This window comes from Leifsonia aquatica (assembly GCF_014190775.1).
GTDB classification, from domain to species: domain Bacteria; phylum Actinomycetota; class Actinomycetes; order Actinomycetales; family Microbacteriaceae; genus Leifsonia; species Leifsonia aquatica.
In genome coordinates, this window is sequence record NZ_JACHVP010000001.1 from 584,503 (window position 1) to 597,565 (window position 13,063).

A 13,063-nucleotide genomic window follows, 5' to 3' on the forward strand; every position below is an offset into this window, starting at 1 on the left:
CTCAGTGCCCCCGCTCTGCGAAGGCGTGGATGGCGTCGAGCAGCGCGTCCGTGTCGAACGAGCCGTCCTCCCGCTTGGTGAAGTGGTGGGCGTGCATCCCCGCTTCGCGAGCACCCTCGACGTTCGGGAGGGAGTCGTCGAAGAGGATGGCGTTCTGCGGCTCGACGCCGAACCGGCCGAGGGCGCGGGTGTAGATGCGCCGTTCCGGCTTGCGCGCGCCGAGCACGGCGGAGACCAGGTCGTTGTTCTGCAGCACGTCGACGATCTCCGGCGTGAGCACCGGCAGCGAGTCCTTGAACGGGATGGGGTTGTTCGACAGCAGCGACACCGTGCCGAGCGTCGCCGCCTCGTGCAGAGCCGCGATCGAGCCGGGGATGGGGGTCATGGCGGCCTTGCGGGCGTCCTGCCACTGGGGGAGGGTGAGGCGCGCCCCCGTCACGTCGGCAAACGCCTCGAGGTACTCCTCGCTGGTCGAGTACTCGCCGATCTCGGCGGCGCGCTCGTGCCCTCCTGCCCACCAGGTGGAGGCCAATCGGTACTGACTCACGCCGCTCAGCTCGGCCAGCCGGGGGAGCCGCCGGTGGAAGTCGTAGTCGTAGAGCGTCTTGTCGCAGTCGAAGAAGTAGACGTCCATCCGTACCAGTATCGACCGTGAACGCAGGGAACCTTGCAGCGGCTCAACTATCATGGGTGCCGTCATGGCACCCATCTACGACTGCTCGGTCGACTCCGAGCTCCTCTCCGGCATGCGTCTGGCCCGCTCGGCCATCGGACGCGGCGAACTCGTCGTCATCCCCACCGACACGGTCTACGGCGTCGCCGCCGACGCGTTCTCGCCCGCCGCGGTGCAGCGGCTCCTCGACGCGAAGGGCCGCGGCCGTCAGTCGCCGCCGCCCGTGCTCGTGCCCGGCATCCCGACGCTTGCCGCGCTGGCGGAGTCCGTGCCGCCCGAGGTCGACGCCCTCGTGAAGGCCTTCTGGCCGGGCGGGCTGACCATCGTCCTGCCCGCCGCCCCCTCCCTGGTCTGGGACCTGGGGGAGACCCGTGGCACCGTCGCCCTGCGCATGCCGCAGGACACGATCGCCCTCGAACTCCTGTCGGAGACCGGGCCGCTCGCCGTCTCCTCCGCCAACCTGACGGGTCGTCCCGCCGCCCGCACCGCAGCGGAGGCGGAGGCCATGCTCGGCGACTCGATCTCCGTCTACCTCGACGGGGGAGAGGCGGGAGCCTCCTACGAGCGCGTCGAGGGCAAGGACTCCTCGTCGACCATCGTCGACGCCACCGCCCTCGCCTCGGGCGCCGGCAAGCTGCGCATCCTGCGCCACGGCGTCATCTCGGCCGAGCAGCTGCGCGACGTCGTCGGCGACGCCCTCGAGCCGGACGACGCGCCGGCGCAGACCGCCACGGACAGCTGATCCCGTGATCCTCCTCCTCGCCCTCGCGCTGATCTCGGCGGTCATCACCTTCGGGATGTCGCTCGTCGTCTACAAGCTGAGCCTCAAGTACCGGCTGTACCCCAAGATCCGCGAGCGCGACGTGCACACCCGTCCGACGCCGCGACTCGGCGGGATCGCGATGTTCCTGGGCATCATCGTCGCCTTCGGCGTCTCGTGGCTGCTCTCGAGCCAGTTCGGCGTGCTGTCGCTGATCTTCTCGGACAGCGGGCCGATCCTGGCCATCCTCGGCGCCAGCCTCCTGATCGTCGTCATCGGTGTCGCCGACGACATCTGGGACCTGGACTGGATGACCAAGCTGGCCGGCCAGTTCGTCGCGGCCGGACTCATCGGCTGGCTGGGCGGGGTGCAGATCCTGTCGCTGCCGATCGGCGGCCTCACCGTCGGCTCGCCGATCATGAGCATTGTCATCACGCTGTTCGCGATCGTCCTGGTGATGAACGCGATCAACTTCATCGACGGCCTGGACGGCCTGGTCGCAGGCGTCGCCCTGATCGCCAACGGCACGTTCCTCATCTACACGTACCTGCTGCAGCGCGAGATCAGCCCGCAGAACTACTTCAGCCTGGCGGGCGTGATCGCGGCCATCCTGGTGGGCGCCTGCGCCGGGTTCCTGCCGCTCAACTGGCACCCCGCGAAGATGTTCATGGGCGATGCGGGTGCGCTGCTGGTCGGTCTGCTGATGGCGACGTCGGCCATCTCGGTGACCGGGACCATCAATCCGGAGACGCTGCAGACCCTCGGCAAGTCCTCGCTCGTGCCGGCGTTCATCCCGATCATCCTGCCGTTCGCGGTGCTGATCGTGCCGCTGCTCGATTTCGGGCTGGCGGTCGTCCGCCGCCTCCGAGCGGGGAAGTCCCCGTTCAGCGCCGACCGCAAACACCTCCACCACCGGCTGCTCGACATGGGGCACTCGCACCTGCACGCCGTGCTGATCTTCTACGCGTGGACCGCGGTCGTCGCGATCGGCTCCCTCCTCTTCTTCTTCGACCCGTACTGGATCGCGATCGTCTTCCTCGCCATCGGCCTCGTCGTGTGCACCGTGTTCACCCTCGCGCCGCTCAGCCGTCGCAAGCTCACCGAAGCGGCCGCCGAGCTCGCGCCTGCCGGCACCGAGGAGGCCGCCGAGACGGCCCGGTACGACCAGCTCGACGCCGCCAGCGAGCGGCACCCCTACTCCGACCCGACGCCGGCCGTCGGGCCACCCGCCCCCACCCACGAGGAGTCACGATGACCGCCCCCCAGGACGGCGCCCCCACGCCCCAGCCGACCGGCCCGCCCGCGCAGCCCACCTCCACGCCCGTCCTCAAGGACGTCCTCAAGTACGGGCTCATCCTCGCGCTGGTGATCGCCGTCGTCGGTGCGCTCCTCGGCGGGATCTTCGCCGGGTGGATCGGAGTGACGAGCGCCCTCATCGGCACCGTCATCGCCGCGGTCTTCCTCAGCATCACCGCGCTCAGCATCCTGATCGCCAACCGCTTCATCGGCTCCGACCTCTTCGTCGGCCTGTTCTTCGGGATCGTGCTGGGCGGCTGGATCGTCAAGTTCGTGCTGTTCCTCGTGCTCGCCATCCTGCTGCGCGATCAGCCGTGGATCAACCCGACCGTGCTCTTCCTGAGCCTCATCGCGGGTGTCATCGGCTCCCTCGTGGTGGACATGATCGTGGTGTTCCGGTCGCGGGTGCCCTACGTCAGCGACGTGTCGCTGCCGGGTGAGAAGCGCTGAGCCGTATCCGATTCGTTACGCTGCGAAAACTCTTGTAGAGTTGTCAGTGATCCCCCACCCGAACGCGCTCACCTGCTCCACTTGCGCATCTTTTCGGGTGTCCACTTGTTCGTCGTCGCGAGGGCTTTCAGCTCGACGCCCCGAAACAGGAGATAGCGCTGTTAGCTAACGCTGTGAACCTGCTGGTCCAGGCCGCAAGCTCCGATGATGGTAGCTTCCACGGTCCCTCGATCAACGAGTTCTTCCCACCGACCCTGTTCACCATCGGCGGACTCGAGTTCAACCGCATCATCGTGGTTCGGCTCATCGCCCTGCTCGCCCTGATCCTGGTCTTCTGGCTCGGGACGCGCAAGATGCGTCTCATCCCCGGACGCTTCCAGTCCGTGGTCGAGATGGGGCTGGACTTCGTCCGAGTCAACGTCGCCGAAGACCTGCTGGGCAAGAAGGACGGCCGCCGGTTCCTCCCGCTGCTGACCACCATCTTCTTCATGGTGCTGTTCTTCAACCTGACGGGCATCATCCCGTTCCTCAACATCGCGGGCACATCGGTCATCGCGCTGCCCCTGCTGCTGGCGATCGTGGCGTACATCGCGTTCATCTACGCCGGTGTCAAGAAGAGCCCCAAGAACTTCTTCAAGAACGCGCTCTTCCCGCCCGGCGTGCCGTGGTTCCTCTACATCATCGTGACGCCGATCGAGTTCGTCTCGACGTTCATCCTGCGCCCGGTGACGCTCACGCTCCGACTCCTGATGAACATGGTGGTCGGGCACCTTCTGCTGGTCCTGTTCTTCACGGCCACCTCGTTCTTCTTCTTCACCGCCGGCAGCTGGTGGTCGCTCTTCGGGATCGGCACCTTCGCCTTCGGCTTCGTCTTCACCCTGTTCGAGATCCTGGTCGCAGTCCTGCAGGCCTACGTCTTCGCACTGCTCACCGCTGTCTACATTCAGCTCGCAGTCGCCGAGGAACACTAAGAACGATCCGCGCACCCGCACGGATCGCCATCACGGAAGGAAACACATAACGTGGACATCGCTGCAATCAACGGCAACATCGCCACCGTCGGTTACGGCCTCGCGGCCATCGGCCCGGCCATCGGCGTGGGCATCGTCGTCGGCAAGACCATCGAGGGCGTCGCCCGTCAGCCTGAGCTGGCCGGCCGTCTCCAGGTCCTGATGTACATCGGTATCGCGTTCACCGAGGCGCTCGCCTTCATCGGTATCGCTACCTACTTCATCTTCCAGTAATCCTCTTTATCCCTCGTCAATAAGGAGGAAAGATGCTCAGGAGCGTCGTGATCGCGGCCTCGGAGGCGGAACACAACCCGCTGTTTCCCGAGTGGCCGGACATCATCGGCTCGCTGATCTGCTTCATCATCATCCTGTTCTTCTTCTGGAAGCTCGTGCTTCCGCGCATGAAGAAGCTGCTCGATGAGCGTGCTGAGGCGATCGAGGGCAACATCGCGAAGGCCGACGAGGCCCAGCACAAGGCGGAGGCGCTGCTCGAGGAGTACACCGCGCAGCTCGCCGACGCCCGCGCCGAGGCCGCGAAGATCCGCGAGACCGCCCGTACGGACGGACAGAAGATCGTCGCAGAGGCCAAGGACAACGCGACGGCCGAGGCCGCCCGCGTCACCGCCACCGCGCAGGCGCAGATCGAGGCGGAGCGCCAGGGCGCTCTCGTGTCGCTGCGCAGCGAGGTCGGCTCCCTCGCGATCGACCTCGCCTCCGGCGTGGTCGGCGAGGCGCTCACCGACGACAAGAAGTCGCAGGCGATCGTCGACCGCTTCCTGGCGGACCTCGAGGCCGGCGAGAAGGCAGGATCGAGCAAGTAATGGGAAGCGCCACCAGAGAAGCATTGGCCCGGTCCGTGTCGGCTCTCGCCGGCCTGGGATCCAAGGCCGATCTGGCGACGGCCGAGGACCTGTTCGCCGCAGGACGAGTCGTCGCCGACTCCGCCCAGCTCCGAGCGGTCCTCAGCGACCCCTCGGCCGACGCCGCCGGCAAGACCGCGCTCGTGAAGCGCGTGTTCGGCTCGCTCTCCGCTCCGGCGGTCGAGCTGCTGGTGTCGGTCGCCTCCGGGCGCTGGTCCGGTCATGACGACCTGCTCGACGCGATCGAGGAGCTCGGCATCCGCTCCATCGCCGCCTCGGCACCGCGCAACCTCGACATCGCGGCCGAGCTGCTCGCCTTCGGAGGCGCCGTGACCTCCGATGCGCAGCTCGAGCTCGCGCTGCGGAGCAAGCTCGCGGCGCCGGAGGCGAAGGCGGACCTCGTGTCGCGCCTGCTCGACGGCAAGGCGTCGGCTCAGACCGTCGCGATCGTGCGCCAGCTGACGCTGCAGCCCCGTGGCCGCAGCATCCGCGAGTCGCTCCGTTCCGCGGCGCGGACGGTCGCGGCACAGGACGGCCAGACGATCGCCACGGTCGTGACCGCGGCGGCCCTGCCCGACGCGCAGGTCGAGCGCCTGCGTGCCAGCCTCGCCGCGCGGTACGGCGACCTCAAGCTCAACCAGGTCGTCGACCCGACGATCATCGGAGGGCTGCGCGTGCAGATCGGCGACGACGTCATCGACGGCAGCATCGCCTCGCGCCTCTCCGAACTTCGACTTCAGCTGGCGGGCTGACCGCCCTCTATACGAGAAACCCAGGTAGGGAACTAACGATGGCAGACATTCAGATCAGCCCCGACGAGATCCGGGATGCGCTCAAGGAGTTCGTCTCGAACTACGAGCCGGCGCAGGCAGGCACCACCGAGGTCGGACACGTCCTGGACGCGTCCGACGGCATCGCGCACGTCGAGGGACTCCCCGGCGTGATGGCCAACGAGCTCATCCGCTTCTCGAACGGCACCCTGGGCCTCGCCCAGAACCTGGACGAGAACGAGATCGGCGTCGTCGTGCTCGGCGAGTTCGACGGCATCGTCGAGGGCATGGAGGTGACCCGCACCGGCGAGGTCCTCTCCGTCCCCGTCGGCGACGGCTACCTCGGCCGCGTCGTGGACCCGCTCGGCAACCCGATCGACGGCCTCGGCGACATCGCGTCCGAGGGCCGCCGCGAGCTCGAGCTCCAGGCCCCCGGCGTCATGCAGCGCAAGTCGGTGCACGAGCCCCTCCAGACCGGCATCAAGGCGATCGACGCAATGATCCCCGTCGGCCGCGGTCAGCGTCAGCTGATCATCGGCGACCGCCAGACGGGTAAGACGGCGATCGCGATCGACACGATCATCAACCAGAAGGCCAACTGGGAGTCGGGCGACGTCAACAAGCAGGTGCGCTGCATCTACGTCGCCATCGGCCAGAAGGGCTCGACCATCGCCTCGGTGAAGGGCGCGCTCGAGGACGCCGGCGCGATGGAGTACACCACCATCGTCGCGGCTCCCGCCTCCGACCCGGCCGGCTTCAAGTACCTCGCCCCCTACACCGGCTCGGCCATCGGCCAGCACTGGATGTACGGCGGCAAGCACGTCCTGATCATCTTCGACGACCTGTCGAAGCAGGCCGAGGCCTACCGCGCCGTGTCCCTCCTCCTCCGCCGTCCGCCGGGACGCGAGGCCTACCCGGGTGACGTCTTCTACCTGCACTCCCGTCTGCTGGAGCGTTGCGCCAAGCTCTCCGACGAGCTGGGCGCCGGATCGATGACCGGTCTGCCGATCATCGAGACGAAGGCGAACGACGTCTCCGCGTACATCCCGACCAACGTGATCTCGATCACCGACGGCCAGATCTTCCTCCAGTCGGACCTCTTCAACGCCAACCAGCGCCCCGCCGTGGACGTCGGTATCTCGGTCTCCCGAGTCGGCGGCGACGCGCAGGTCAAGTCGATCAAGAAGGTCTCCGGCACGCTCAAGCTCGAGCTCGCCCAGTACCGCTCGCTCGAGGCCTTCGCGATGTTCGCGTCCGACCTCGACGCGGCCAGCCGCCGTCAGCTCGCCCGTGGCGCGCGCCTCACCGAGCTGCTCAAGCAGCCGCAGTACTCGCCGTACCCGGTGGAGGAGCAGGTCGTCTCGATCTGGGCCGGCACCAACGGCAAGCTGGACGAGGTCGCCGTCGAGGACGTTCTGCGCTTCGAGGCCGAGCTGCTCGACCACCTGCGCCGCAACACCGACATCCTCGGCACGCTCCGCGAGACCAACGTGCTCGACGACGCGACCGTGGAGAAGCTCGGCGCCGAGGTCGACAAGTTCAAGCTCGAGTTCCAGACCGGCGAGGGCAAGCCGCTCGCCTCGGTCGGCCGCGAGGAGTTCGAGGCCATCGCGGAAGAGGACGTCGACCAGGAGCGCATCGTCAAGGCGAAGCGCTGATCCACCGCGATCAGTTAGGTACTTAGGAGACACATGGGAGCACAGCTTCGGGTCTACCGGCAGAAGATCAAGTCTGCCCAGACGACCAAGAAGATCACCCGTGCGATGGAGCTGATCTCCGCCTCACGCATCCAGAAGGCACAGGCGCGAGTGGCCGCCTCCTCGCCGTACGCCCGCGCGATCACGCGCGCGGTGTCGGCGGTGGCGACCTACTCGAACGTCGAGCACGTGCTGACCACCGAGCCGGAGAAGATCGACCGCGCAGCGATCGTCATCTTCTCGTCGGACCGTGGACTCGCGGGCGCGTTCAACTCGAACGTGCTCAAGGAGTCGGAGAAGCTCGCAGAGCTGCTCCGCAGCCAGGGCAAGGACGTCGTCTACTTCCTCGTCGGACGCAAGGCGCAGGGCTACTTCAGCTTCCGCCGCCGCGCGTTCGAGCGCGTCTGGGTCGGCAACACGGACGCCCCGGAGTACGAGCAGGCCAAGGAGGTCAGCGACGCGATCCTGGAGTCCTTCCTGCGTGACTCGGCGGACGGTGGGGTGGACGAGATCCACATCATCTACAACCGCTTCGTCAGCATGCTGACCCAGGAGCCGCAGGTCGTCCGCCTCCTGCCGCTCGAGGTCGTCGAAGGCGTGGAGGAGCCGGACCGCACGCAGGTCCTGCCGCTCTACGAGTTCGAGCCCGATGTCGGCACGGTGCTGGACTCGCTGCTGCCGGTGTACATCGAGAGCCGCATCTTCAACGCCATGCTCCAGTCCGCTGCCTCCAAGCACGCGGCCACGCAGAAGGCGATGAAGGCGGCGAGCGACAACGCCGACAAACTCATCACCGACTACACGCGACTCGCGAACAACGCCCGTCAGGCCGAGATCACCCAGCAGATCTCCGAGATCGTCGGCGGCGCGGACGCGCTGAGCGGCGCCAAGTGACACCCGGCCGAGAAGTTTCACAACGAGAAGAGAACGAATCATGACTACCGCTACCGCCGAGGCCCAGGCTTCGACCGCGCAGCCGGCCGGCGTGGGACGCATCGCCCGCGTCACCGGTCCGGTCGTCGACATCGAGTTCCCGCACGACTCGATCCCGGGCATCTACAACGCTCTGAAGACCACCATCACCATCGGTGAGAACTCGACCGAGATCACCCTCGAGGTCGCTCAGCACCTCGGTGACGACCTGGTCCGTGCCATCGCCCTCAAGCCGACGGACGGCCTCGTCCGCGGCGGCGAGGTCCGCGACACCGGCGCGCCGATCTCGGTGCCCGTCGGCGACGTGACCAAGGGCAAGGTGTTCGACGTCACCGGCCAGATCCTCAACGCCGAGCCGGGCGAGACGATCGAGATCACCGAGCGCTGGCCGATTCACCGCCAGCCGCCGGCGTTCGACCAGCTCGAGTCGAAGACTCAGCTGTTCGAGACCGGCATCAAGGTCATCGACCTCCTCACCCCGTACGTGCAGGGTGGGAAGATCGGCCTCTTCGGTGGTGCGGGCGTCGGCAAGACCGTCCTCATCCAGGAGATGATCCAGCGCGTCGCGCAGGACCACGGCGGTGTGTCGGTGTTCGCCGGTGTCGGCGAGCGCACCCGTGAGGGCAACGACCTCATCCACGAGATGGAGGAGGCGGGCGTCTTCGACAAGACCGCCCTCGTCTTCGGCCAGATGGACGAGCCGCCGGGAACGCGTCTGCGCGTCGCCCTGTCGGCCCTGACGATGGCGGAGTACTTCCGCGACGTGCAGAAGCAGGACGTGCTGCTCTTCATCGACAACATCTTCCGCTTCACGCAGGCCGGCTCCGAGGTCTCGACCCTGCTGGGTCGCATGCCCTCCGCCGTGGGCTACCAGCCGAACCTCGCCGACGAGATGGGCCTCCTCCAGGAGCGCATCACCTCGACGCGTGGTCACTCGATCACCTCGCTGCAGGCGATCTACGTCCCCGCGGACGACTACACCGACCCGGCGCCGGCGACCACCTTCGCCCACCTGGACGCGACCACCGAGCTCTCGCGAGAGATCGCCTCGAAGGGTCTCTACCCGGCCGTCGACCCGCTGACCTCGACCTCGCGCATCCTCGACCCCCGCTACCTGGGCGCCGACCACTACCGCGTCGCCACCACGGTCAAGCAGATCCTCCAGAAGAACAAGGAACTGCAGGAGATCATCGCCATCCTCGGTGTCGACGAGCTCTCCGAAGAGGACAAGATCACGGTGTCGCGTGCGCGCCGCATCCAGCAGTTCCTCTCGCAGAACACCTACATGGCGAAGAAGTTCACCGGTGTCGAGGGCTCGACCGTCCCGCTGAAGGACACCATCGAGTCGTTCGACGCCATCGCCAAGGGCGAGTTCGACCACGTGGCCGAGCAGGCCTTCTTCAACGTCGGTGCGATCACCGACGTCGAGGAGAAGTGGGCGCAGATCCAGAAGGAGAACGGCTGATCATGGCTGTCCTCAACGTGAGCGTCGTCGCCGCGGACCACGAGGTGTGGTCCGGTGAGGCGAGCATGGTCGTGGCACGGACCGTGGAGGGGCAGATCGGTATCCTGCCCGGCCACGAGCCGCTGCTCGCCATCCTCGCCACCGGCGAGGTGCGCGTCACCCTGAACGGTGGGGAGTCCATCTCGGCGCAGGCCGACGACGGCTTCCTCTCCGTGGAGAACAACACGGTCACCATCGTGGCCCGTCAGGCCGAGCTGGTCTGACATGTCCGACCAGGCAGCCCCGCTCGACCGCCAGTTCGGTGACGTCCGCGTCCCCGTGCTGGTGGTGATGGCGGGGCTGCCCGGTTCCGGCAAATCCACGATCGGGGAGATCACGGCGGGGCGCATCGGCGCAACCCTGATCTCGGTCGACCCGATCGAGGTGTCGATCCTGCGTGCCGGGATCGACTCCGATCAGCCCACCGGGCTCGCCGCGTATCTCGTAGCGGAGACCCTGGCGGAGCAGGTGCTCGTCTCCGGCCGGTCCGTCGTCGTCGACGCGGTCAACGCAGTCGAGCCGGCGCGTCTGCAGTGGCGCGACCTCGCGGAGCGCTGCGGCGTGCGGCTGAACGTCGTCGAGACCGTCTGCTCCGACGACGAACTGCACCGCGACCGCCTCGGCAAGCGCGACGTCCCCATCTCGGGCCATGCCGTCGAGCAGAGCATCGAGGAGTACGACGAGTGGAGGGGCGCCGCTGCGGCGCCCGCTGGGCCAGAACGTCGAGGCGGCGATCGCCTTCGTGGAGCGCTAGGGTGCTCATCCTCCTTCCGCCCTCCGAGACGAAGAGGGACGGGGGTTCCGGCGCGCCTCTCGATCTCGATGCGCTGAGCTTCCCCGCGCTCGCACCCGTCCGCCGCGAGATCATCGATGCGGTCCTGGCACTCTCCGCTGATCGCGACACCGCGGTGCGTGCGCTCAAGCTGGGCCCGAAGCAGGCGGGGGAGGTCGACCGCAATCGCGCGATCCTCACGTCGCCGACGATGCCGGCGCTCCACCGCTACACCGGCGTGCTCTACGACGCTCTCTCGCCCGAGACGCTGTCTCCGGAGGCCGAACGCTTCGCCGCGTCGACCGTCGCCGTGAAGTCGGCGCTGCTCGGCTTCGTCGGTGCGGCCGACCTCATCCCGGCCTATCGGCTGTCGTTCGATTCGCGGCTCTCGCTCGAGCGCGGGGTGCCGTCGCTCAAGAAGCGGTGGGCGCCCGCCTCCGGCGCCGCTCTGCAGGAGCATGGCGGCCTCATCCTCGACCTGCGGTCGGAAGGATATGCCGCACTCGGTCCCATCCCGAGGCGCGACGGTGCGCACTACGTGCGCGTGCTGGCGCGGGACGAGAGCGGGAACGTGCGCGCCCTCAATCACTTCAACAAGCAGGCCAAGGGGCTGCTCACGCGCGCTCTGGTGGAGGCCGGCGTCGACTTCGCCACGACCGCGGAACTGCTCGACTGGGCGGCGTCCGAGCGATACGAACTGACCGAGACCACGGACGGCTCGGGGGACCTCGAGCTGGTGGTGCCCGAGGTCGCAGGTTCGCCGGGAAAGCTCATGGCCGTCCTGCGCACGGCAGGCGCCTGACGATTTCGCTCGTGCGGAGCATTTTCCTCTTGCATCGACGCAAAAGTGAGATAAGCTCACAACAAGCGAGAGGGTCCTCCAAGACCCGAGAAGCGGGACGCCGCGGGGGTGTCAGCGCGACTCGCAGAATAGTCGGGCCGACGAAGCTCTCGACGTGTCATCCCACGTCGACGTCGGGGTCGTGTGTGAGGGAGCGGAGAGCCGCGTGCGGTCGGGCACGAGCGGACGCTCCCATCGCCAGCGAGAACGATCCCATCGACAGAGTGTCGGCCCGACTTTTCGTTGCGCCTAGCGATGTTGTGCGCGGAAGCAGCCGACGAAGTGGTCGTCGACCATCCCGGTCGCCTGCATGAGCGCGTACATGGTCGTGGGGCCGACGAACCGGAACCCGCGCCGGCGCAGCTCCTTGCTCATCGCCGTGGACTCCGGGGTGACCGCGGGGACGTCCGACCAGGCGCGCGGGCGCGCGCTCTCGGGTGCTCGAGGGGGTGCGAAGCTCCACATGAGCTCGTCCAGTGGCACGTCGAGCGCCAGGGTCGCCCGCGCGTTCGAGATGGTCGCCTCGATCTTGCCCCGGTGCCGGATGATGCGCTCGTCGCCCAGGAGGCGCAGCACGTCCGATTCTGTCATCGCCGCGACGCGCTCCGGATCGAAACCGTGGAACACCTCCCGGAACGCCGGCCGCCGGCGCAGGATGGTGATCCAGGACAGCCCGGCCTGGAAGCCTTCGAGGCACAGCTTCTCGTAGAGCGCGCGGGGGTCGCGCTGCTCCCGACCCCACTCCTCGTCGTGGTAGCGGCGGTACTCCGCATCGGCGCCCGGCCAGGAGCAGCGGTCGAGCCCGTCGTCGCCGTGGATGATCGCGGCGCGCGCGGAGGGCGGGGGAGTGGTCTCGGTGGTCGTCGAACCGGCGGTGGTCGTGTCGTCGGTGCTCATGCGGCCAGCATGATCCCTTCGTGCTCGAGCAGCCACAGCTTGGTCGGCACCCCTTCGCCGCCGCTGTAGCCGGTGATCTTGCCGCTCGTCGACAGCACGCGATGGCAGCCGACGATGATGGGGACGGGGTTCGCGCCGACGGCCCCTCCGATCGCACGGCCGTAGCCGGCGTAGCCGAGGGAGAGCCCGAGCTCGCCGTACGAGGTCAGCGTGCCGAACTCGAGGCTCTGCAGCCGCTCCCACACGGCGACGCGGAAGGGGGTCCCTTCGAACCGCACGGGGACGTCGAACTCGCGCCGGTCGCCGGCGAAGTACTCGTCGAGCTGCCGTACCGCCTCGTCGAGCACGGCGGTACCGCGCTCGGGGTGCTCGTCGAGCGGGAGGCGGCCGCCGCGCTCGATGGAGAGCGACGTCACCGCCTCACCGTCGCTCGTCAGCTCGATCCGCCCGATCGGGCTCGGTGTGCGAAGGAGATACGCGAAGCTGGTCATGAGTCGACTCTAGAAGCAGCCACCGACGGAGTCTCGCGGAAATCGGACATCGGGGAGAACTCTCCGATCGCTCCCGGCTGTGGAGCGAACGATGCCCCCTCGGGCTCCG

At 67.8% G+C, this 13,063-nt stretch carries 16 protein-coding genes; 13 read left to right on the forward strand and 3 right to left on the reverse strand.

All coding sequences use genetic code 11. The features are described 5' to 3' along the window. Position 1: 1 nt before the first annotated feature. Positions 2 to 634 carry an HAD family hydrolase gene (locus FHX33_RS02730; protein WP_021763442.1) on the reverse strand — a complete coding sequence of 211 codons (633 nt, stop codon included), beginning with the start codon at positions 632 to 634 and terminating at the stop codon, positions 2 to 4. A 64-nt stretch (positions 635 to 698) separates the two neighbouring features. Between FHX33_RS02730 and FHX33_RS02735 the strand changes: the two genes are divergently transcribed. The 13 genes from FHX33_RS02735 (at position 699) to FHX33_RS02795 (ending at position 11,527) form a co-directional block, all read left to right on the forward strand. Further along, a complete protein-coding gene (locus FHX33_RS02735; protein ID WP_039922575.1) occupies positions 699 to 1,415 on the forward strand; it encodes an L-threonylcarbamoyladenylate synthase in 717 nt (238 codons plus the stop codon). A gap of 4 nt (positions 1,416 to 1,419) precedes the next feature. Continuing rightward, on the forward strand, positions 1,420 to 2,688 hold the full coding sequence (locus FHX33_RS02740) for an MraY family glycosyltransferase (RefSeq protein WP_021763444.1): 1,269 nt from the start codon (positions 1,420 to 1,422) through the stop codon (positions 2,686 to 2,688). Then, a complete protein-coding gene (locus FHX33_RS02745) occupies positions 2,685 to 3,179 on the forward strand; it encodes a Cg1360 family ATP-synthase-associated protein (RefSeq protein WP_021763445.1) in 495 nt (164 codons plus the stop codon). Before FHX33_RS02740 ends, FHX33_RS02745 begins: the two co-directional genes overlap by 4 nt. Positions 3,180 to 3,352: 173 nt before the next feature. Further along, positions 3,353 to 4,150: a F0F1 ATP synthase subunit A gene (gene atpB / locus FHX33_RS02750; RefSeq protein WP_021763447.1), complete on the forward strand. Its 798-nt coding sequence runs from the start codon at positions 3,353 to 3,355 to the stop codon at positions 4,148 to 4,150. 51 nt (positions 4,151 to 4,201) lie between these two features. After that, positions 4,202 to 4,423 (forward strand): ATP synthase F0 subunit C, encoded by a 222-nt coding sequence (gene atpE / locus FHX33_RS02755; protein ID WP_018190348.1) that lies wholly within the window; start codon positions 4,202 to 4,204, stop codon positions 4,421 to 4,423. Between the two features lie 32 nt (positions 4,424 to 4,455). Further along, positions 4,456 to 5,010, forward strand: coding sequence for a F0F1 ATP synthase subunit B (locus tag FHX33_RS02760; RefSeq protein ID WP_021763448.1), 555 nt, complete (start codon positions 4,456 to 4,458; stop codon positions 5,008 to 5,010). After that, the gene (locus FHX33_RS02765) at positions 5,010 to 5,801 is read left to right on the forward strand and encodes a F0F1 ATP synthase subunit delta (protein WP_021763449.1); all 792 of its coding nucleotides are present in this window, start codon (positions 5,010 to 5,012) and stop codon (positions 5,799 to 5,801) included. Before FHX33_RS02760 ends, FHX33_RS02765 begins: the two co-directional genes overlap by 1 nt. A gap of 38 nt (positions 5,802 to 5,839) precedes the next feature. Then, positions 5,840 to 7,477 (forward strand): F0F1 ATP synthase subunit alpha, encoded by a 1,638-nt coding sequence (gene atpA / locus FHX33_RS02770; protein ID WP_021763450.1) that lies wholly within the window; start codon positions 5,840 to 5,842, stop codon positions 7,475 to 7,477. A gap of 33 nt (positions 7,478 to 7,510) precedes the next feature. Further along, entirely contained in the window at positions 7,511 to 8,410 is a 900-nt protein-coding gene (locus tag FHX33_RS02775) for a F0F1 ATP synthase subunit gamma (protein WP_021763451.1), read from the forward strand. Positions 8,411 to 8,450: 40 nt separating this feature from the next. Continuing rightward, positions 8,451 to 9,914: a F0F1 ATP synthase subunit beta gene (gene atpD / locus FHX33_RS02780; RefSeq protein WP_021763452.1), complete on the forward strand. Its 1,464-nt coding sequence runs from the start codon at positions 8,451 to 8,453 to the stop codon at positions 9,912 to 9,914. Positions 9,915 to 9,916: 2 nt separating this feature from the next. Continuing rightward, on the forward strand, positions 9,917 to 10,177 hold the full coding sequence (locus FHX33_RS02785) for a F0F1 ATP synthase subunit epsilon (RefSeq protein ID WP_021763453.1): 261 nt from the start codon (positions 9,917 to 9,919) through the stop codon (positions 10,175 to 10,177). Position 10,178: 1 nt separating this feature from the next. Further along, the gene (locus FHX33_RS02790; protein WP_246396860.1) at positions 10,179 to 10,784 is read left to right on the forward strand and encodes a P-loop nucleotide/nucleoside kinase family protein; all 606 of its coding nucleotides are present in this window, start codon (positions 10,179 to 10,181) and stop codon (positions 10,782 to 10,784) included. Next, entirely contained in the window at positions 10,709 to 11,527 is an 819-nt protein-coding gene (locus FHX33_RS02795) for a YaaA family protein (protein ID WP_021763455.1), read from the forward strand. Before FHX33_RS02790 ends, FHX33_RS02795 begins: the two co-directional genes overlap by 76 nt. 288 nt (positions 11,528 to 11,815) lie before the next feature. On the opposite strand, the gene FHX33_RS02800 is transcribed toward FHX33_RS02795, so the two are convergent. Both FHX33_RS02800 and FHX33_RS02805 read right to left on the reverse strand, forming a co-directional pair. Continuing rightward, positions 11,816 to 12,463: a DNA-3-methyladenine glycosylase I gene (locus FHX33_RS02800; RefSeq protein ID WP_021763456.1), complete on the reverse strand. Its 648-nt coding sequence runs from the start codon at positions 12,461 to 12,463 to the stop codon at positions 11,816 to 11,818. After that, the gene (locus FHX33_RS02805) at positions 12,460 to 12,954 is read right to left on the reverse strand and encodes a methylated-DNA--[protein]-cysteine S-methyltransferase (protein WP_021763457.1); all 495 of its coding nucleotides are present in this window, start codon (positions 12,952 to 12,954) and stop codon (positions 12,460 to 12,462) included. The genes FHX33_RS02800 and FHX33_RS02805 overlap by 4 nt, the downstream gene beginning before the upstream one ends. Positions 12,955 to 13,063 lie beyond the last annotated feature (109 nt).